Origin of the sequence: Pseudomonas rhizophila, from assembly GCF_003033885.1 — a bacterium.
In the GTDB taxonomy this organism is placed as follows: domain Bacteria; phylum Pseudomonadota; class Gammaproteobacteria; order Pseudomonadales; family Pseudomonadaceae; genus Aquipseudomonas; species Aquipseudomonas rhizophila.
This window is the reverse complement of the sequence record NZ_CP024081.1, coordinates 1,996,108-2,014,744: the sequence shown is the minus strand read 5'-3', so window position 1 is coordinate 2,014,744 and position 18,637 is coordinate 1,996,108. Positions and strand designations below refer to the sequence as shown.

At 61.1% G+C, this 18,637-nt stretch carries 15 protein-coding genes; 9 read left to right on the top strand and 6 right to left on the bottom strand.

Annotated elements, in window-relative coordinates; all coding sequences use genetic code 11:
* Positions 1–2: 2 nt before the first annotated feature.
* The 6 genes from CRX69_RS09420 to CRX69_RS09395 all read left to right on the top strand — a co-directional run bounded on the left by CRX69_RS09420 (position 3) and on the right by CRX69_RS09395 (position 7,773).
* Positions 3–1,454, top strand: coding sequence for an alginate O-acetyltransferase (locus CRX69_RS09420; RefSeq protein ID WP_076383622.1), 1,452 nt, complete (start codon positions 3–5; stop codon positions 1,452–1,454).
* Positions 1,455–1,477: 23 nt separating this feature from the next.
* Positions 1,478–2,602, top strand: coding sequence for a mannuronate-specific alginate lyase (locus CRX69_RS09415; RefSeq protein ID WP_047228840.1), 1,125 nt, complete (start codon positions 1,478–1,480; stop codon positions 2,600–2,602).
* A gap of 132 nt (positions 2,603–2,734) precedes the next feature.
* Positions 2,735–4,300: an MBOAT family O-acyltransferase gene (locus CRX69_RS09410; RefSeq protein ID WP_047228839.1), complete on the top strand. Its 1,566-nt coding sequence runs from the start codon at positions 2,735–2,737 to the stop codon at positions 4,298–4,300.
* Positions 4,301–4,311: 11 nt separating this feature from the next.
* Positions 4,312–5,487, top strand: a complete 1,176-nt coding sequence (locus tag CRX69_RS09405) for an alginate O-acetyltransferase (RefSeq protein WP_107321917.1) — start codon at positions 4,312–4,314, stop codon at positions 5,485–5,487.
* A gap of 14 nt (positions 5,488–5,501) precedes the next feature.
* The gene (locus CRX69_RS09400) at positions 5,502–6,170 is read left to right on the top strand and encodes an alginate O-acetyltransferase AlgF (protein ID WP_047228837.1); all 669 of its coding nucleotides are present in this window, start codon (positions 5,502–5,504) and stop codon (positions 6,168–6,170) included.
* Between the two features lie 151 nt (positions 6,171–6,321).
* Positions 6,322–7,773, top strand: coding sequence for a mannose-1-phosphate guanylyltransferase/mannose-6-phosphate isomerase (locus CRX69_RS09395; RefSeq protein WP_047228836.1), 1,452 nt, complete (start codon positions 6,322–6,324; stop codon positions 7,771–7,773).
* 73 nt (positions 7,774–7,846) lie between these two features.
* Here CRX69_RS09395 and CRX69_RS09390 read toward each other — a convergent pair whose 3' ends face one another.
* Entirely contained in the window at positions 7,847–10,564 is a 2,718-nt protein-coding gene (locus CRX69_RS09390) for an RHS repeat domain-containing protein (protein ID WP_107321916.1), read from the bottom strand.
* 173 nt (positions 10,565–10,737) lie between these two features.
* Here CRX69_RS09390 and CRX69_RS09385 point away from each other — a divergent pair, with 173 nt between their 5' ends.
* Both CRX69_RS09385 and CRX69_RS09380 read left to right on the top strand, forming a co-directional pair.
* On the top strand, positions 10,738–11,202 hold the full coding sequence (locus CRX69_RS09385) for a hypothetical protein (RefSeq protein WP_047228834.1): 465 nt from the start codon (positions 10,738–10,740) through the stop codon (positions 11,200–11,202).
* 31 nt (positions 11,203–11,233) lie between these two features.
* On the top strand, positions 11,234–12,058 hold the full coding sequence (locus CRX69_RS09380) for an SDR family oxidoreductase (protein WP_107321915.1): 825 nt from the start codon (positions 11,234–11,236) through the stop codon (positions 12,056–12,058).
* 118 nt (positions 12,059–12,176) lie between these two features.
* On the opposite strand, the gene CRX69_RS09375 is transcribed toward CRX69_RS09380, so the two are convergent.
* Genes CRX69_RS09375 through CRX69_RS09360 form a run of 4 tightly spaced genes read right to left on the bottom strand, consistent with a single transcriptional unit; the run spans position 12,177 to position 16,925 of the window.
* Complete coding sequence (locus CRX69_RS09375; protein WP_107321914.1) at positions 12,177–13,052, bottom strand: efflux RND transporter periplasmic adaptor subunit; 876 nt, start codon at positions 13,050–13,052, stop codon at positions 12,177–12,179.
* Between the two features lie 10 nt (positions 13,053–13,062).
* Positions 13,063–13,263, bottom strand: coding sequence for a DUF1656 domain-containing protein (locus CRX69_RS09370; protein WP_024617598.1), 201 nt, complete (start codon positions 13,261–13,263; stop codon positions 13,063–13,065).
* Positions 13,253–15,445 (bottom strand): FUSC family protein, encoded by a 2,193-nt coding sequence (locus tag CRX69_RS09365; RefSeq protein ID WP_107323248.1) that lies wholly within the window; start codon positions 15,443–15,445, stop codon positions 13,253–13,255. Before CRX69_RS09365 ends, CRX69_RS09370 begins: the two co-directional genes overlap by 11 nt.
* A gap of 7 nt (positions 15,446–15,452) precedes the next feature.
* Positions 15,453–16,925: an efflux transporter outer membrane subunit gene (locus CRX69_RS09360; protein WP_047228830.1), complete on the bottom strand. Its 1,473-nt coding sequence runs from the start codon at positions 16,923–16,925 to the stop codon at positions 15,453–15,455.
* A 311-nt stretch (positions 16,926–17,236) separates the two neighbouring features.
* On the opposite strand from CRX69_RS09360, the gene CRX69_RS09355 reads away from it, so the two are divergent.
* Positions 17,237–18,205 (top strand): LysR family transcriptional regulator, encoded by a 969-nt coding sequence (locus CRX69_RS09355; RefSeq protein WP_047228829.1) that lies wholly within the window; start codon positions 17,237–17,239, stop codon positions 18,203–18,205.
* 34 nt (positions 18,206–18,239) lie between these two features.
* On the opposite strand, the gene CRX69_RS09350 is transcribed toward CRX69_RS09355, so the two are convergent.
* A complete protein-coding gene (locus CRX69_RS09350; protein ID WP_047228828.1) occupies positions 18,240–18,494 on the bottom strand; it encodes a hypothetical protein in 255 nt (84 codons plus the stop codon).
* Positions 18,495–18,637: the final 143 nt, after the last annotated feature.

Sequence of the window (18,637 nt, the reverse complement as noted above, 5' to 3'; positions counted from 1 at the left end):
TTATGAACCCACAGATGATCAAACTTCTGGGCCTGTCCGCCCTGACTGCCGGCATTCTCGCCGCCACAAGCGGCGCGCGCGCCGCTGAAACCACAGCGCCTGTGTTCACTGCCGAACCGTGCTGCAACCTGTGCCCGGCTGCTTATGACGCGAAGAACTACACCACGCGCTATCAGCAGAACTTCACCACGCTGGTACAGGCCCAGGGTGATTGGCTGTTCCGTACCCAGGAAGACCTGCGTACCGAATTCAATACCACCCCGGCCGGCTACAAGCGCATGCAGCAGTTGCACGACGCGTTCAAGAAAAAAGGCGTTGAGCTGGTGCTTGTGTATCAACCGACCCGGGGCCTGGTGAACCGCAACAAACTCAACCCTCAGGAAAAGGCCAGTTACGACTTCGACAAGGCCCTGACCAACTACAAGAGCATGCTCGGGCGTTTCGCGCAGATGGGTTATGTAGTGCCGGACCTGTCGCCGTTGACCAACGAAAACCTGCCCGACACCCTGCCGGCCCACGATTTCTACTTCCGTGGCGACCAGCACTGGACCCCGTACGGCGCCCAGCGCACGGCGAAGATCGTGGCCGAGAAGGTCAAGCAGATCCCGGCCTTTGCCGACATTCCCAAGCGTGAGTTCGAGACCAAGAAGTCCGGCCGCATGGGCAAGACCGGCACCCTGCACAACATGGCCGGCCAGCTGTGCGGCACCAGCTACGCGGTCCAGTACATGGACCAGTTCACCACCGAGCCTAAAGGCGAGGCCGGCGACGGCGACCTGTTCGGCGACTCCAGTGATCCGCAAATCACCCTCGTGGGCACCAGTCACAGCGGCAAGAACTACAACTTCGCCGGCTTCCTTCAAGAAGCCATCGGCGCCGACGTCCTCAACGTCGCCTTCCCCGGCGGCGGTCTGGAAGGCGCGATGATCCAGTACCTGGGCAGCGAAGAATTCCAGAAGAGCCCGCCGAAAATCCTCATCTGGGAATTCTCGCCGCTGTATCGCTTGGACCAGGAAACCATCTATCGCCAGATGATGGCGCTGCTGGACAACAACGGTTGCGAAGGCAAGCCCGCGCTGATGAGCAGCAAGACTGCCCTCAAGCCCGGCAAGAACGAATTGATGGTCAACAGCAAGAACATGGACCTGCGTAACGGCAGCCACCAGATCGATATCCGCTTCGCCGATACGTCGGTGAAAACCTTACAAGCCACCCTCTGGTACATGAATGGGCGCCACGAGGATATCAAGATCGAAAAACCGGACACTTCCGAAACCGACGGACGTTTCGCCTTCCAATTGCGCACCGACGAGGACTGGGCTTCCCAGAACCTGCTGGCTGTAGAAGTCCAGGGACCTGAAGCCGGTGCCGAGCCACAGCAAATCGAAGCGAAAGTCTGCAAACGCAACGCATCTCCGCAAGCCGGGCAACAAACGGCTCAAATCGGACAATGAGGTCTCGTCTCATGACTAGAACCATGCGCACCCGAACGTTGAAAACGCTGCTGGCGCCGTCCCTGCTGACCCTGGCGATATTCGCCGGCGCGACGCAGGCCGCGGCCCCGCTACGCCCGCCCCAGGGTTACTTCGCACCGATTGAAAAATTCAAGACGGGCAGCTCTGACGAGCGCTGCGAGGCAGTACCAACGCCCTACACGGGCGCCCTGCAATTTCGCAGCAAGTACGAGGGTTCCGACAAGGCCCGCGCAACGCTGAACGTGAAATCGGAAAAAGCCTTCCGTGATGCCACTTCCGACATCACCCGGATCGAACGCGGCGTCAGCAAACAAGTGATGCAATTCATGCGTGACGGCCGCCCCGAGCAGCTGGAATGCACCCTGAACTGGCTGACCGCCTGGGCCAAGGCCGATGCGCTGATGTCCAAGGACTTCAACCACACCGGCAAGTCCATGCGCAAATGGGCCCTGGGAAGCATGGCTTCGGCCTACGTACGCCTGAAGTTCTCCGAGTCTCGCCCACTGGCCAATCACCAGGAGCAGGCGCAACTGATCGAAGGCTGGTTCAGCAAGATGGCCGATCAGGTGGTGAGCGACTGGGACAACCTGCCGCTGAAAAAAATCAACAACCACTCCTACTGGGCCGCCTGGTCGGTGATGGCCACCGCCGTGGCGACCAACCGCCGCGACCTGTTCGATTGGGCCGTCAAGGAATACAAGGTCGGCGTCAACCAAGTCGACGCCGAGGGCTTCTTGCCCAACGAACTCAAGCGCAAGCAACGGGCGCTGTCCTATCACAACTATGCCCTGCCGCCCCTGGCGATGATCGCCAGTTTCGCCCAGGTCAACGGCGTGGACCTGCGCCAGGAAAACAACGGCGCCCTCAAGCGCCTGGGTGACCAGGTGCTGGCCGGGGTGAAAGACCCGGAGATATTCGAAGACAAGAACGGCGATGAGCAGGACATGAAGGATCTGAAAATCGATTCCAAGTTCGCCTGGCTGGAACCGTTCTGCAGCCTCTACACATGCCCCGAGGATGTGCTGGAACGCAAGCATGAAATGCAACCGTTCAAGACGTTCCGCCTCGGCGGGGACTTGACCAAGGTGTACGACCCGTCATGGGAAAAAGGCGAAAAAGGTAGCTGATGCCGTATCCCCTGCCTGGCAGGGGAGCTGTGGGAGCAAAGCGTCTGAAATGTAATAAAACCTCCCGGTTTTCATGGGGGGGGTTGGGGGGGCTCTGGCCCTTGACTGTTGATTCAACATGGAGAGATCGGGATGGTATTTTCATCCAATGTGTTCCTGTTCCTGTTCTTGCCGATCTTTCTCGGCTTGTACTACTTGAGCGGGCAACGCTATCGCAACCTGCTGTTATTGCTGGCCAGCTATGTGTTCTATGCCTGGTGGCGCGTGGACTTCCTTGCGCTGTTCGCCGGCGTCACCCTGTGGAACTACTGGATCGGCCTGAAAGTCGGCGCCGCCGGCGTGCGCACCAAACCCGCCCAGCGCTGGCTGTTGCTCGGCGTGGGTGTGGATCTGTGCATCCTGGGCTACTTCAAGTACGCCAACTTCGGTGTGGACAGCCTCAACGCGATCATTACCGGCTTCGGTCTCAATCCGTTCATCCTGACCCACGTGTTGTTGCCGATCGGGATCTCGTTCTACATCTTCGAGTCCATCAGCTACATCATCGACGTGTATCGCGGTGATACCCCGGCGACCCACAACCTGATCGACTTCGCAGCGTTCGTGGCGATCTTCCCGCACCTGATCGCCGGCCCCGTGTTGCGTTTCCGCGACCTGGCCGATCAGTTCAACAACCGCACCCACACCCTGGACAAGTTCTCCGAAGGCTGCACGCGCTTCATGCAGGGCTTCATCAAGAAGGTGTTCATCGCCGACACCCTGGCGGTGGTGGCCGATCATTGCTTTGCCCTGGAGAACCCGACCACGGGCGATGCCTGGCTCGGCGCCCTGGCCTACACCGCGCAACTGTACTTCGACTTCTCCGGCTACAGCGACATGGCCATCGGCCTGGGCTTGATGATGGGCTTCCGTTTCATGGAGAACTTCAAGCAGCCCTACATCAGCCAGTCGATTACCGAGTTCTGGCGGCGCTGGCACATCAGCCTGTCGACCTGGCTACGCGATTACCTCTACATCACCCTGGGCGGCAATCGCAAAGGCACGCTGATGACCTATCGCAACCTGTTCCTGACCATGCTGCTCGGTGGTCTGTGGCACGGCGCGAACATCACCTACGTGATCTGGGGTGCCTGGCACGGTATGTGGCTGGCCATCGAAAAAGCGGTGGGTATCAACACCACGCCACGCAGCATCAACCCGATCCGTTGGGCACTGACGTTCCTGCTGGTGGTGATGGGCTGGGTGATCTTCCGTGCCGAAAACCTGCACGTGGCCGGCCGCATGTATGGCGCCATGTTCAGCTTCGGTGACTTGTCGCTGTCGGAACTGACCCGTGCCAACCTCACCGGCCTGCAAATCGCCACGCTGGCGGTGGCCTACGCCACCCTCGCCTTCTTTGGCCTGCGCGATCTCTACACCAATCGTCCACCGGTCAAGACCAAGCCTGAAGTGAACACCGAGGCCGATGGCCCGGCCACTGCACAACCTGGACTGATCAAGGCTGTACCGGGCGACAACCCGTCGAGCATTCATCAACCGGGCTACACCGTGGGCGTCGAAGCCCAGGTGCAACCGGCGTACTGGGTCGCTGACTGGCCGCGCTACGTGATGCGCACGCTGGTGCTGGTGCTGTTCATCGCCTCGATTCTCAAACTCTCGGCGCAAAGCTTCTCGCCGTTCCTTTACTTCCAGTTCTGAGGGATCTGAACATGACCCGCTCATTACGCATCTTCTACATCGCACTGTTCCTGCTGACCTTGACGGTCCTGGGCCTGTGGTCGGTGCGCAGCTTCTTCGGCTTCAGCACCAACCCCGATGCGACCGTGCTCAACGGTCGTTGGAGCAAAGCCGTCGAGACGCACTACGACGACGAGTTCCCGATCAAGCGCCTGGGCACCAACATCTGGGCGGCACTGGACTACAAGCTGTTCAACGAGGGCCGCAAAGGCGTGGTCCTGGGTCGCGATCAGTGGCTGTACAGCGACGAAGAGTTCAATCCGATCGTCAACGAAGAGCAAAACCTGCAAGGCAACTACGCGCTGGTCGAAGGCGTGCGCCAGAAGCTCAAGGAACAGGGCATTACCCTGGTGATGGCGATCGTGCCAGCCAAGGCGCGCCTCTACCCGGAACACTTGGGTGAAGTGAAGCCGTCCAGCATTCACGCCAACCTCTATCAGGATTTCCATGCCCGTGTGGCGGCAGACAAGATCCTGGCCCCTGACCTGCTCGGCCCGATGCAACAGGCCAAGCAAAACGGCCAACAAGTGTTCCTGCGCACCGACACCCACTGGACTCCCGAAGGCGCGCAGGTCGCCGCCGAGATGCTGGCGAAGACGATTGCCGAGCGCACCCCACTCAACGGCGAGCCACAACGTTTCGTGACAACGCCAGCGGAAAAAATCATCCACAAGGGCGACCTGCGTCAGTTCCTGCCTCTGGACCCGCTGTTCGAAAACCTGATGCCAGCCCAGGAGCCGCTGGTCAAGCGCACCACCCGTGAAGCCGACGATCAGCCGGCCGAAGGCGACGCGCTGTTTGCCGATGCCCAAGTGCCCGTGGCGCTGATCGGCACCAGCTACAGCGCCAACCCCACCTGGAACTTCGTCGGTGCCCTCAAGCAGGCCCTGAACAGCGACGTCGTGAACTACGCCGAAGACGGCCATGGCCCGATTCTGCCGATGCTCAGCTACCTCAAGAGCGACGCCTTCAAGAACAGCCCGCCCCAGGTGCTGATCTGGGAGTTTCCTGAACGTTATCTGCCTGTGAACAACGAAATCGGTGACGCCGACCCGCAGTGGGTCGCAGAACTCAAGCAAGCCGGCGCACGCCAACAGAACGTAGCCGCCAACACCCCATCCGAGACGCCCGACCGGGCGCAAAACTGAAAGAGAGGTCCACCATGACTTTCACTACAACTCCTCGCCGTCTCGCCGCTCGCTCCCTCAAGGCCGTTGCCCTGGTTGCCAGCATGAGCGCCCTTTCACTGTCTGCCTTTGCCGGAGGTGACTCGGCCCTGTATGGCCCGGTTGCGCCAAAAGGGTCGAGCTTCGTGCGGATCTACAACGCCAGCAACGCCGAAGTCAGCGCGACCGTCGGCAGCACCAACCTGAGCGACGTAGCACCACTGGCCAGCACCGACTTCAGCTTCATGCCTGGCGGCGACTACAGTGCCAAGGTCGGCAGCCAGACCGTCCCGGTAAAGCTGGCTCCCGATCACTATTACACCCTGGTCAACAACGCTAGCGGCCAGCCTCAGTTGATCGAAGAACCGCCATTCAAGAACAAGCAGAAATCCCTGGTTCGCGTGCAGAACCTTAGCGACAAGCCGCTGACCCTCAAGACCGCCGACGGCAAGACCGAAGTGGTCAAGACCGTAGCGGCCAAGAGCCGTGGCGAGCGTGAAATCAACCCGGTGAAAGTGAGCCTGGCGCTGTTCGACGGCGACAAGAAAGTCGGCGACCTCAAGCCCGTGGCCCTGGAACGCGGCGAAGCGGCCGTGCTGTACGTCACCGGCTCCGGCAGCAGCCTGTCGCCAGTGTGGGTAAAACGCCCGGTGTCGACCCGATAAGAGCAGCGGCAAGTTTCCAGCTTCAAGCGGCAAGCTTTTGCTTGCAGCTTGAAGCTCAAGGCTTGCCACTGCCGCAGGAACAACAACAAGAGAGTGAAACGACAGAACGCAGTAGCTCTAAAAACCATTTCGATTTGTAGGAGTAACAAACATGATTCCGGTGATCTTGTCAGGTGGTAGCGGCTCACGTCTTTGGCCGCTTTCGCGCAAGCAATTCCCTAAACAGTTCCTGGCCCTGACCGGCGAACACACCCTGTTCCAGCAGACCCTCGAGCGCCTGGTGTTCGAAGGCATGGACACCCCGATCGTGGTCTGCAACAAAGACCACCGGTTCATCGTCAATGAGCAGTTGACCAACCGCAAGCTGGAAGCCCAGCGCATCCTGATGGAACCGTTCGGGCGCAACACCGCGCCGGCCGTGGCCCTGACGGCGATGATGCTGGTCAATGAAGGCCGCGACGAGCTGATGCTGGTCCTGCCGGCCGACCACGTGCTGGAAGACCAGAAAGCCCTGCAACGTGCGTTGGCCCTGGCCACCGTGGCCGCCGAGCGTGGCGAAATGGTGCTGTTCGGCGTACCGGCCACCAAACCGGAAACCGGTTATGGCTACATCAAGTCGACCAACGACGCCCTGCTGCCTGAAGGGGTGAGCCGCGTTTCGCACTTCGTGGAAAAACCCGACGTCAAGCGCGCCACCGAGTTCGTCGAAGCCGGTGGTTACTTCTGGAACAGCGGCATGTTCCTGTTCCGCGCCAGCCGTTTCCTCGAAGAGCTGAAAAAACACGATCCGGACATCTACGACACCTGCCTGCTGACCCTGGAGCGCAGCGAACAGACGGCCGATACCATCACCTTTGACGAAGCCACTTTCGCCTGCTGCCCGGACAACTCCATCGACTACGCGGTGATGGAAAAGACCCAGCGCGCCTGCGTGGTGCCACTGTCGGCCGGCTGGAGCGATGTCGGCTGCTGGTCGTCGCTGTGGGAAGTCAACGCCAAGGATGCCAACGGCAACGTCACCAAGGGCGACGTCGTCGTCCAGGACAGCCGCAACTGCATGATCCACGGCAATGGCAAGCTGGTGTCGGTGATCGGCCTGGACAACATCGTGGTGGTCGAAACCAAGGACGCCATGATGATCGCCCACAAGGACAAGGTCCAAGGCGTCAAGCAAATGGTCAACACCCTCAACGCCCAGGGCCGCACCGAAACCCAGAACCACTGCGAGGTCTATCGTCCATGGGGTTCCTATGACTCGGTGGACATGGGCGGTCGTTTCCAGGTCAAGCACATCTCGGTCAAGCCGGGCGCATGCCTGTCGCTGCAGATGCACCACCACCGCGCCGAACACTGGATCGTGGTCAGCGGCACCGCTGAAGTGACCTGCGACGAGAACGTGTTCCTGCTCTGCGAAAACCAGTCGACCTACATCCCGATCGCCTCGGTTCATCGCCTGCGCAACCCGGGCAAGATCCCGCTGGAAATCATCGAAGTGCAGTCCGGCAGCTACCTGGGCGAAGACGATATCGAACGCTTCGAAGACATCTACGGTCGCTCCACCCCGGTCGAACGCGGCGTGTCGGTGAAAACCATCGCCCAATAACGATCAGCAGAACAAGAAGCCCCCGTCCAGCCCACTGCGTCCCCTATCCGCAGTGGGTTGGGTGGGGGCTTTTTTATTGATTGACCACTCGCTTGGCATCAAACTTTTCGGCAATCCTGGCCGAGCGCGGATTGACCGCGTCCGTTCTGATTTTTCTGATGTCCGCGCCCTTCGAAATGGCCTTGATTGCATGCACCGTCAAGAATGTACCCACCCCCTTCAGGATCGGCAGTCGCGCCACTGAGGTGGCCTGCGCCAACGCCTCTTTCTTCAAGGTCCCGCCATCCTGGGTTTCAGGGTGGACGACCACTTGCACAACATCCACTTCGGTTTTTCCCTTCGTTGTAAACGCGTTCAATTCGGCCAGACCATAAATCTGTCGCTCTTCAGGTGGTTTCAACTTGTCGGATTTTTTCATGACCGCGAAAAAGCGCCGCTCAACGACGAAATCAGGGTGCCTGTTCAACGCGTCCGGATCGATCGGCTCGTCCACGAATACATCATTGGCACTGCGCAACATGTAACTGGAAATGCTTGCCCCCAGACCGAAGTTTGAAGGTTGCCCAACGACCTTCGAACTCGATGTTTCGCTGGAGAGGGCTTTATAGCGTTGCTTGTAGCGTTGTAGATTCTGTTTGACCTCATCCCCTCCCACCAGATAGTCATTGAATGCACCGACCTCCACCACTTTGAAGTCATTCACATCGCTGAACTTTCCTGTGGCTTCCTTGAACACGCCAACCCTGCTCGTAAGCGCTGCCGCTGTGAGCTTCAGTCGGTTTTTTACGCCCACTTCTATTTCGTACTTGCCAGTCTTGTTGAGCCCGTCGGCGTCCCGAAAAGTCAGCGGGTTATTGCTCACCATCGCGTACAGATTCAGCCCATCGATATCTCCCGCAGGGTCCGGATTCAGCCAGCGCTGCAGACCGGGCATGTAGTACCGATAGCCGTAGTAATAGAACCCTGTCGCATCCCGCTCCTTGCCCGAGTAACGAACCGTCTTGTAACTGACCTCGATCACATCTTCCCCGGCCAGGTACGCGGTCTCGCCGAAAGGATAGAAGTGCTCGCGGCTGATGATTCTCCCGTCCTGGGCAAGCTCCAGACTGGTCGAACCCAATTGGTCGGTAAAACTGTATCGATAGAAGTCATTGGCCCCCGCAGGTGATGGGCTTTCCCAATGCAATACCCGCACACTGTTGAGCCCACCCTGGACGATGATGACCTGGAGAGACTCCCCAGTGCCGCTGTCGGCACGCAGTTCCAGCCCAGGCAAATAACGCACCTCGGCGGTCAGCGTCCGGGCACCGGCTTGCAGAGTGCGCAATTTGCGAACGCGCAGACCGCTGCCGTCGTAAACATAAATCTCACCGTCGTTAAGCCTTGAGGCGCGTTCGATGGGGGTGACCGAACTCAACTGGTTGCGCAGATCCCAAGCCAGGAAACGCCCCTCGTCCTGTTCCAGACAATTGCCCCGCGCATCGAACGCGGCGCAGATTTCATCTTCCGTTGGCGGCACGCCGTTGCGGTACGGCAAACAACGATTGCTGTAGCGGGCCGCTTGCAACTGGCGGCCATGATTCTGAGCGCCGACATGGGTCAGCTCCAGCAGGTTGCCGCTTTCGTCGTAGCGATAGGTCTGCCGGTAGTTGCTCACCGCCGCCGGGTCGACGCGACCAACGGACTGCGGTCCCTGATTGGCAGCGCCCGCCTCCCAGCCGCTGGCTTCAAGCAATTGGTAGAGACTGTCGTAGATAAAACGACTGATCGGGTTGATACGCTGATTGGCGAAGTAGCGCACCGGCAGGGCCTTGTCCTCGATACTCAGCACGTTACCCATGGGGTCATAGGTGTAGAACAGGTCTTGCAGCACCTGTTCCGCGCACCTGGCGTGGCGTTCCATCAACCGGCCATCATCGGGACTGTATCGAAGTGTGGTCTGCACGCCGTTACCGGCCGTTTCTTGCTCTATTTGCCCCTCGGCGCTGTAACGGATATCCCTGACCAGCGGCTGCCATGTGTCCTGCCCGTTTAATAACAAGTGATTTTCATGCAACCGGCCATCACGGGTCAGTCTCTTGCGTTGTCGATGGCCCAGGGCATCCATTTGCTCCAGCACGTCACCCTGGGGGCCAAGGCACCAGGTTGACCGGGCGCCCTCGCCGGGCTCGAGCAGTGTTTCGCGCTCGGCTTCCGGCTCCGGCCAGTCGGGAGTGACGGCATCAAGGATGAAGCGACGGTTCTGGACAAGGTTTTGCGCGGTGAGGGAAAACGACTCCAGCAGCACGCTACCCGCCGGGTCATCGTGGCGGATCAACTGCCCGTACTGGTTATGGTCGCGATCGCCCCGGCCCGGGGAACCGTACTTCAACCGCTCCATGCACCGACGCAGTTGCCCGGCGCCTTGTTCGAGCACCACCACGGGACGGAGCAGGTCGTCGTAGCCCACCTCGCGATGCGTGCCCCGACCGTCCCACGCCCGCAAACCCTCGCCGGCGAGCCCAGGCAGATCGATCTGCCTGCCCGCATCGACGCTATCGGTACGCAGCGCGGCAGCGGACAGCGAATAAACCGTCGTAAGGTTGGCCGGCGCCGACTGATCGTCTGGTTGCAAGCGCCACAATCGAGGATCCCACTGTTTTGCCAAACGACCGGCGGCATCGAAAAGGCTGCGAGTGACGCGCTCTTGCGTGGGCCCGTTCTCGATGTTGCGCCAATAGTCGACCGAACGAACCGGTAAATTCCTTGGGTCAAAGGCCATCAGCCTCGGGGTTCTCTGATCCATGCCCATCTAATCAGACCTCTTGGTCGTAGCACCGCAGCGTCGTAAACGGCATCTAACAAGGGCAGACAACCCTTGCCTACTGTCAGATATGACAGCGGCGACCGACGGCCCGAGACGGATGAATACCCACGGCCCGCCCCCTCCGGTAGGATGGTGTGACGGTAACGGAGGCTTCAACCATGCTTATCGGCGTCTTGCTGGTCATCACCTGGCTCATCCTGCTGCTGCGCTATCCGGCCAAGGCGTTGCCGGTGTCCCTGGCGGCGTTCGTCGGGCTGGGACTGGTGGCCGCGTGGGTACTCTGGGAGGACAGCCGCGAAACCCGGCAACTGGCGCGCCTGGATCTGCGCGTCACTTACGCCCCCGAACGCTGCCCGGCCGACCGTCCGCTGTTGCTGAACATGACCAATGGCAACGATGTACCGCTGATCGAACTGCGCTGGCGAATCGCGGCGTATGCACCCGGCGACACCATCAACCTGGCCGACAATCAGTACACCGCACCTCGTTACAGAGGCCCAGGCGAGTTGCAGCCCGGCGCGGACTGGCAGGATTGCCTGCCCCTGCCGCCACTGCGTCCCGGCTACCGCCCACAAACCCTGGAGTTTCGCGCCGAACGATTGCAAGGCAGCTTCTCCAACTGATCCCCTCTCACTGTTTGCATAAGGAATGGCTATGCCCGTTGCGTTGATTACCGGATGTTCCAGCGGCATCGGCCGCGCCCTCGCCGATGCCTTCAAGGCCGCCGGCTATCAAGTATGGGCCAGTGCACGCAAGGATGAGGACGTGGCGCTGCTCAGTGCTGCCGGGTTTACCGCCGTACAACTGGACGTCAATGATGGCCCGGCCTTGGAACAGTTGAGCGAACGCATCAACCAACAACACGGCGGTCTCGATGTGCTGATCAACAATGCCGGCTACGGCGCCATGGGTCCATTGTTGGACGGTGGTGTGCCGGCCATGCAGCGCCAGTTCGAAACCAACGTGTTCGCGGTCGTCGGAGTGACCCGCGCACTATTCCCGGTGCTGCGCCGGGCCAAGGGATTGGTGGTGAACATCGGCAGCGTTTCCGGCGTACTGGTGACGCCATTTGCTGGCGCCTATTGCGCCTCGAAAGCGGCGGTGCATGCCTTGAGCGATGCGCTGCGCATGGAACTGGCACCGTTCGGGATCCGCGTGATGGAAGTCCAGCCCGGCGCCATCGCCTCCAGCTTTGCCAAAAATGCCGGCCATGAAGCCGAGCAACTGATCAGCGAACAGTCACCTTGGTGGCCTCTGCGCGACGGCATCCGCAGCCGCGCCAAGGCGTCCCAGGACAACCCGACCCCGGCCAGCGATTTTGCCGCAGGACTGCTCAAGGCCGTGCAGCAACCCAGGCCCCCGCGCCTGCTGCGCTTGGGCAATGGCAGCCGGGCGTTGCCGTTGATGGCCGGTTTGCTGCCCAAGGGGTTGCTGGAAAAAGGCTTGATGAAGCGGTTCGGGTTGGGTGGGTCGCTGTAAAACACAGGGTAAACACGCATGAAACCCTGTGGGAGCGAGCCTGCTCGCGATAGCGACGGCACAACCAACCTCCTTGCCCACTGAAACACCGCTATCGCGAGCAGGCTCGCGCCCACAATTATCCGTGGGCGTCAGCGCTCGGTTTGGGCTCGACCACCACCGTACAGGTCATCCCCGCCGCCAGCAGCACGCCGTCCGGCACTTCGTCGATATGGATCCGCACCGGCACCCGCTGCGCCAGGCGAACCCAGTTGAAGGTCGGGTTCACATCGGCGATCAACTCGCGGCTTGCGGGGTTGTCACGGTCGTAGATGCCCCGCGAGATGCTTTCCACATGCCCCTTGAGCACCTCGCCGCTCATCAACTGCAACTGCGCTGAATCACCGACCCGCACCTTGGGCAGCTTGGTTTCTTCGAAGAAGCCGTAGACCCAGAACGAATTCATGTCCACCACGGCCATTTTCGCCTCGCCGATGCGCGCATAGTCGCCCCGATGCACGTTGAGGTTGGTGACATAACCGTCCACCGCCGCGCGGACCTGGGTACGGGCGAGATTCAGTTCGGCGGCCTCCAGTTGCGCCTGGGCGTGCTGGTAATCGGCCAGGGCCGAGTCGGCAATGTTACTGGCGTCGTCACGGTTTTCCCGGGAGATCACCAGGCTGTCCAGGTCGGCACGCCGATGCGCGTTGACCTTGCGCATTTCCCAGGTCGCCTTGCGCGAGGCCACCAAAGAGCGAGCCTGTTTCACCGCAATGCGGTAATGCTCGGGGTCGATGCGCATCAGCAGGTCGCCCTTTTTTACCAACTGGTTATCACGCACCGGTACCTCGACCACCTCACCACTGACGTCGGCGGCGACGTTGATGATGTCGGCGCGTACCCGACCATCACGGGTCCACGGAGTGTTCATGTAGTGCACCCACAACACCCGGCCGATCCACAGGGCAAGGGCCAGCACCAACAGCGTCGCAAGCAGGCTGAAAAACTTTTTCATCGCATTGATCTCAACGGTAGACCGTCAGCGCCAGCGCGCCAAACAGGCAGGTAAACAGACTCAGGCGCAGCAGCGCCGGGTGCCAGAAGAAGCGGTACAGGTCCAACCCCGACAGAAAACGATCCAGGGCCCAGGCCAGGGCGGCGGCGATGAAAAACATCAGGGTCATGGTGGGCATGTACACGCCATGGAAGGCGATTTCACGAGGCATGTTCGGGTTCCTGGGGCAGCGGCCTGGCGTAGGCCGCCAATGGCGATTGCGGGTCCAACAGCGAGGTGCGGATGAAATGCAGGTAGCTTTTCACCCGGCGCAGGGCTGAGGTGTCGAAATGCGGGGCGAAGGGTTCGTCACTGGCCTGTACGCGGCTGATGGCATGGTCGACCGCCAGCAGGGCGCGCTCCAGATTGCTCTGGCCGGGCTGACGAAACAGCCGCACCAACGCCCGCCCCATCACGCGGATCGCCTGGCGCCAGGGCTGGCTTGGGGCATAGGCCGGATGCACGGGCAAGATCGCCTGTTCCTTGCGCAATTCGATAATCGCGTGGCCGACTTCCAGGACCACAAACATCCAGCGCAACAGATCCCGCTGCACCCCAGGTTGCCCCGCCGCCAGCCCATAAGCCTGATGCAGCAAGTCCCGGGTGCGACTTTCAAAGCCCGAGGCCAGGCCCTTGAGCCGGCCGCTGATGGCAAACACCACCTGCTCGCGCAGGTCTTGTTCGAGCCGGCGCCACAACCAGCGACTGTTGGGCGGCAGAATGATTGCCCCGGCAGCGGCACATACCAGCATGCCAAGGATCATCGCGAGGTAATCGTTGATGAAGGTGTAGGGGTTGTAGACCGTCAGGTTGTCGGGCACCGAGCCTGTGCAGAAGAAGATCAACAACCCCAACCCGACCCCGGCGTATTGCGGTCGCGAGCTGAGGAATGAGCCCAACATGATCACCGGCGCCAACATCACGCAGAGCAAGGGAAAGCCATCGATCAGCGGGAAGATGAAAAACATCTCGACGAAACCGATCAAGGCCCCGAGCAGCGTGCCACACGCCATCTGGAACGCCATGCGTTTGGGGTTGGGCGTGGCGGCCGACAAGCCCACCGTGGCGGCGGCAATCATCGTCATGGTCGCACCGCTCGGCCAGGCCGTGGCGACCCAATAGCTGCCCAGCACCAGCAGGATGAACGCTGCCCGAAACCCCGACGCCGCAGCCGCCAGACCGTTGGTCTGCGGCATGAAAGGTTGGTCCCATTGCTCGCGTTCGTGGCGATGATCAGCCAGCGACGCATGGGTCTGGGCGTAGCCGTGCAAGTCATCGACGAAGCGATACAGCAGCTCATAGGCGGTGTGGAAATCCAGCCGTTCTGCCTCGCTCGGATCTGTTTCTTCGAACACCCCACGCAGCCTGCGGACCTGTGCCGGCAAATCGGCTTTATAGGTTGCCAGCTCCGCCGCCAGGCGCGCGGCGTCTTTATCGGTCAAGGCGCGGGCGCTAAAACCGTCCAGCAACTCGGCCAACGTTAGCAGACCCGGTTTAATGGCATTCACCACATGATCCACCCCGCGGCTGCGTAGACGTTCGAGCAACTGGTGCAAGGCGTTGAATCGGGTGGTGATGCCCATGAACTCGCTGTTCAAGCGGCTGAGCCGACCGTTGCGCCGACGCATGTGCGGGTCTTCGAACACCGTCACGCTGCGCAGGCTTTCCAGGCCCACGGCTTCGGCAATGAAACCGACGTTACGCGCCTCGAATGCCTCGCGTTTGCTGCGTCCACGCAAGCCATCCGTGACAAACAGGGCGAACACTCCAAAGCGTTGGTACAGGGCGTTGCGCATGGCGGCGCTGGCGGTTTGCGGCAAGATCGCGGCGCTGATCAGGGTCGCGCAGAGAATCCCCAGGGAAATTTCCAGCACACGCCAGACCGCCGCCATGAACGCGCCTTCCGGATGAGCCAGGGCCGGCAGACCGATCATGGCCGCGGTGTAGCCGGCCAGCACAAAACCATAGGCCCTGAAGTTGCGATAACGCGCCGCGCCCGCTGAACAGACGCCGACCCAGATCGCCAGACTGCCCAGAAACAGTTCGGTGTTCTGGGCGAACAAGGCAATCAGCGCCACCATCACCGCCGAGCCGGCCAGCGTGCCGAGCAAGCGATAGAAACTCTTGGCGAACACCTGCCCGCTCTGGGGCTGCATGACGATAAACACCGTGATCATGGCCGTGCGCGGTTGCGGCAGCTCCAGACGCATCGCCAGCCACAATGCCAGGAAGGCGGCGAGCAGCACTTTGAAAATGTAGACCCACGTCACACCGTCGCTGCGAGCCCAGTCGAAGAAACCACGGCGCCATTCGAGGCGGTACAGCCAGCGGGCAGGAGCGAATAAAGACATCACAATAGAACTACTCAACATGGCTCAAGTCAGGGATGTCCTTGCCGGCGTCCAGGCCACCGCCCAACGCCGTCACCAGGTCGGCGTGGGCCGTCAGGCGCGCCGCCTCCACTTGCTGCTGCACCTGTTGCTGCTTGAACAACAGGCTTTGGGCGTTGAGCACGTTGAGGTAGTCAGTGAGCCCGCGCTGGAACGCAACCATCGCGATGTCGTAGGTGCGTTGCGCGGCGGCCACCGACTCAGCAGCGAAGACGTGTTGCTTGTCCATGGACTCACGGCGGATCAACTGATCGGAAATGCTCTTGAGTGCATCGACCAGCGTCTGGTTGTAGTGGGCCACGGCGATGTCATAACCGGCCGCCGCCTCCCCCAACTGTGAGCGCAGGCGCCCACCGTCGAAAATCGGCAGTGTGATGGCCGGTCCGACGCTGTAGTTGAGCTTCTTGCCGGTCAAGAACTCCAGCGCCCCGCCACCGGTCGCCATGTAGCCGATACTGCCCACCAGGTCGACATTGGGATAAAACCCGGCACGCGCGACATCGATACCCCGTGCCTGAGCGGCCACTTGCCAACGCCCGGCCACCACGTCCGGACGCTGGCCGAGCAATTCGGCGGGCAAGGCCGACGGCAACTTCAAGGGCGCACCGAGGGCCAGGGTCGGGCGCTGCAGCCGCGCCCCGTCTCCTGGCCCTTTGCCCGCCAGCGCCGCCAGTTGATTGCGGCTCAAGGCAATGGCTTCGTCGAGGGCGTCGAGTTGCCGATGGGTCTCAGGCAGTGGCGCCTGGGCCTGGCTGACTTCGAAATGGGTGCCGATGCCGCCGTCCAGACGCTTTTGCGCCAGTTCGAGAATCTGCTCCTGCTGATGGAGGGTCGCCACGACGATATCGCGCTGGGCATAGTGCAACGCGAACTGGATATAGGTGCGCACGATGTTGTTCTGCAACTCCAACTGCGCCTGCCGCGCCTCGGCCACGCTGACATGAGCCAGGTCGACGGCCCGCTCACTGGCGTTGCGCTCGCGGCCCCACAGGTCCAGCGCATAGCTCAAGCCCAGGCCCGCGTTATTGTCCCAAGTGGTGGTGTCGGCCAACTCGCCAGGGCCATAGAACTGATCGGTGGGCCAGTTGTGGCGCTTGAGGGTCGCTTGACCATTGATCTGTAGCGACTCGGCAGCCTCGACGACACCGGCCATGGCCTTGGCCTGCCGCACGCGGGCAGCGGCCAGGGCCAGGCTCGGGCTGTCATGCACGGCCAGGTCGATCCAGCGATCCAGTTGCCGGTCGCCATAGGCATTCCACCACTGGCCGGTGGGCCAGTGAGCATCACGGGCAGCCTCGCGGATCGCTTCATCGGTGGCCAGTTGATTGGCCGACAATGCCTGGCCTTGCGGCGCAATCCCTCCCGTGCCGATGCAACCGCTGATGGTGAACGTTAAAAGCCAAACACTGAGAGTCTTCAGCTCTCTGCTGATGCAACGCGGCACTTGCGCAAAATTCCTGAGATGGGGAGGCGTGAAGAGGCTGAATGCCCGGTGACGCAACTGTGGGAGCAAGCCTGCTCGCGATAGCGTCCAGGCAGACACATTGAGGGGAATGTGATGCCGCCATCGCAAGCAGGCTCGCTCCCACAGCAATCAGCGATCCAGGATTGGCCGCAATTCTAGGCACCCCATCGAACGGCGATAAGCCGACCTTTCTGCGAATCTTTGTTACCGTTACTGCGATAATCCATTAGTCGGGGTCCGCTGCGCTGTAACTTCGTGTCACAATTTGCCATCTCCCAAGAGAGCCTCCCATGGACACTTTGCAAAACATGCGTGCGTTCAGCTGTGTTGCTGAAGCGGGCAGTTTCACCGCCGCTGCCGTGCAACTGGATACCACCACAGCCAACGTTTCGCGTGCGGTTTCCAACCTGGAAGCCCATCTGCAAACCCGCCTGCTCAACCGCACCACCCGCCGCATCGCCCTGACCGAGGCCGGCAAACGCTATCTGCTGCGTTGCGAGCAGATCCTGGCGTATGTCGAGGAGGCTGAAGCCGAGGCCAGCGATGCTCACGCACGTCCTGCCGGGCAGTTGAAGGTCCATACCATGACCGGCATCGGCCAGCATTTCGTGATCGATGCCATCGCCCGCTATCGTAAAACCCATCCCGACGTGACTTTCGACCTGACCCTGGCCAATCGTGTGCCGGACATCCTGGACGAGGGTTACGACGTTTCCATCGTACTGGCCAGCGAATTGCCGGACTCGGGCTTTGTCTCCCAGCGCCTGGGGATCACCTACAGCATCGTCTGCGCATCACCTGCCTACGTGAAAGCCAGCGGCTGCCCGCAGAAACCCGGCGACCTGCTCAACCACGCCTGCCTGCGCCTGGTCAGCCCGGTCATTCCGCTGGAGAAATGGGTATTTGACGGCCCCGAAGGCCAAGAGATGGTCACCATCAGCAACTCACCGTTCCTGGTGAACTCCGCCGATGCCATGAAAACCGCGATCACCAGTGGCATGGGCGTGGGCGTGTTGCCGGTGTATGCCGCCATTGAGGGCTTGCGCAATGGCACGCTGGTGCGGGTCATGCCCAACTACCGCTCCCAGGAACTGAACCTCTACGCCATCTATCCTTCGCGCCAGTACCTGGATGCGAAGATCAAGACCTGGGTCGAGTACCTGCGCGGCTCGCTGCCGGAAATCCTCGCGGCGCACCAGGCCGAACTGACTGCCTATGAGTTGAGTGGCAGTCTGGCCGGTGCACGGGTCGCGAACTGATTTCGCGTTTCGCGCCCGTGCTCCAAGGGTGATATCAGCGCTTGCCCATCGAGCGACGCGTGCCGGGAGGCGCGGCGCCAGGGGTCTTGGTATGACCGTTCTTCGCGCCGTTCTTGTACCAAGGCTGCTGCCCGGCCCCTTTGGCCGCGGCCAGCTCACCGGGCTTGAACGGAAACTTGAAGGTCGGGATCGCGTTGACGCTCTCGCCGCTGGAAACATCGCTGTCGGGCCGGTCGGCCTGTTCGCCGTTCGGGCGTTCGTCCGCGGGCGAAGGTGTTGGGGAAGTCATGTAAAGCTCCGGGTAATGCGTGCAAGTCGGGCCCGGAGAGCGAGCCGCGAAAGTCGGCAGTATACCCGCCCGATACCAGCGCGCGCAGGGCGGATTCAATCGGCCCTTCACTCGTCTGACAGCAAGTCGGGACAAAACTGACA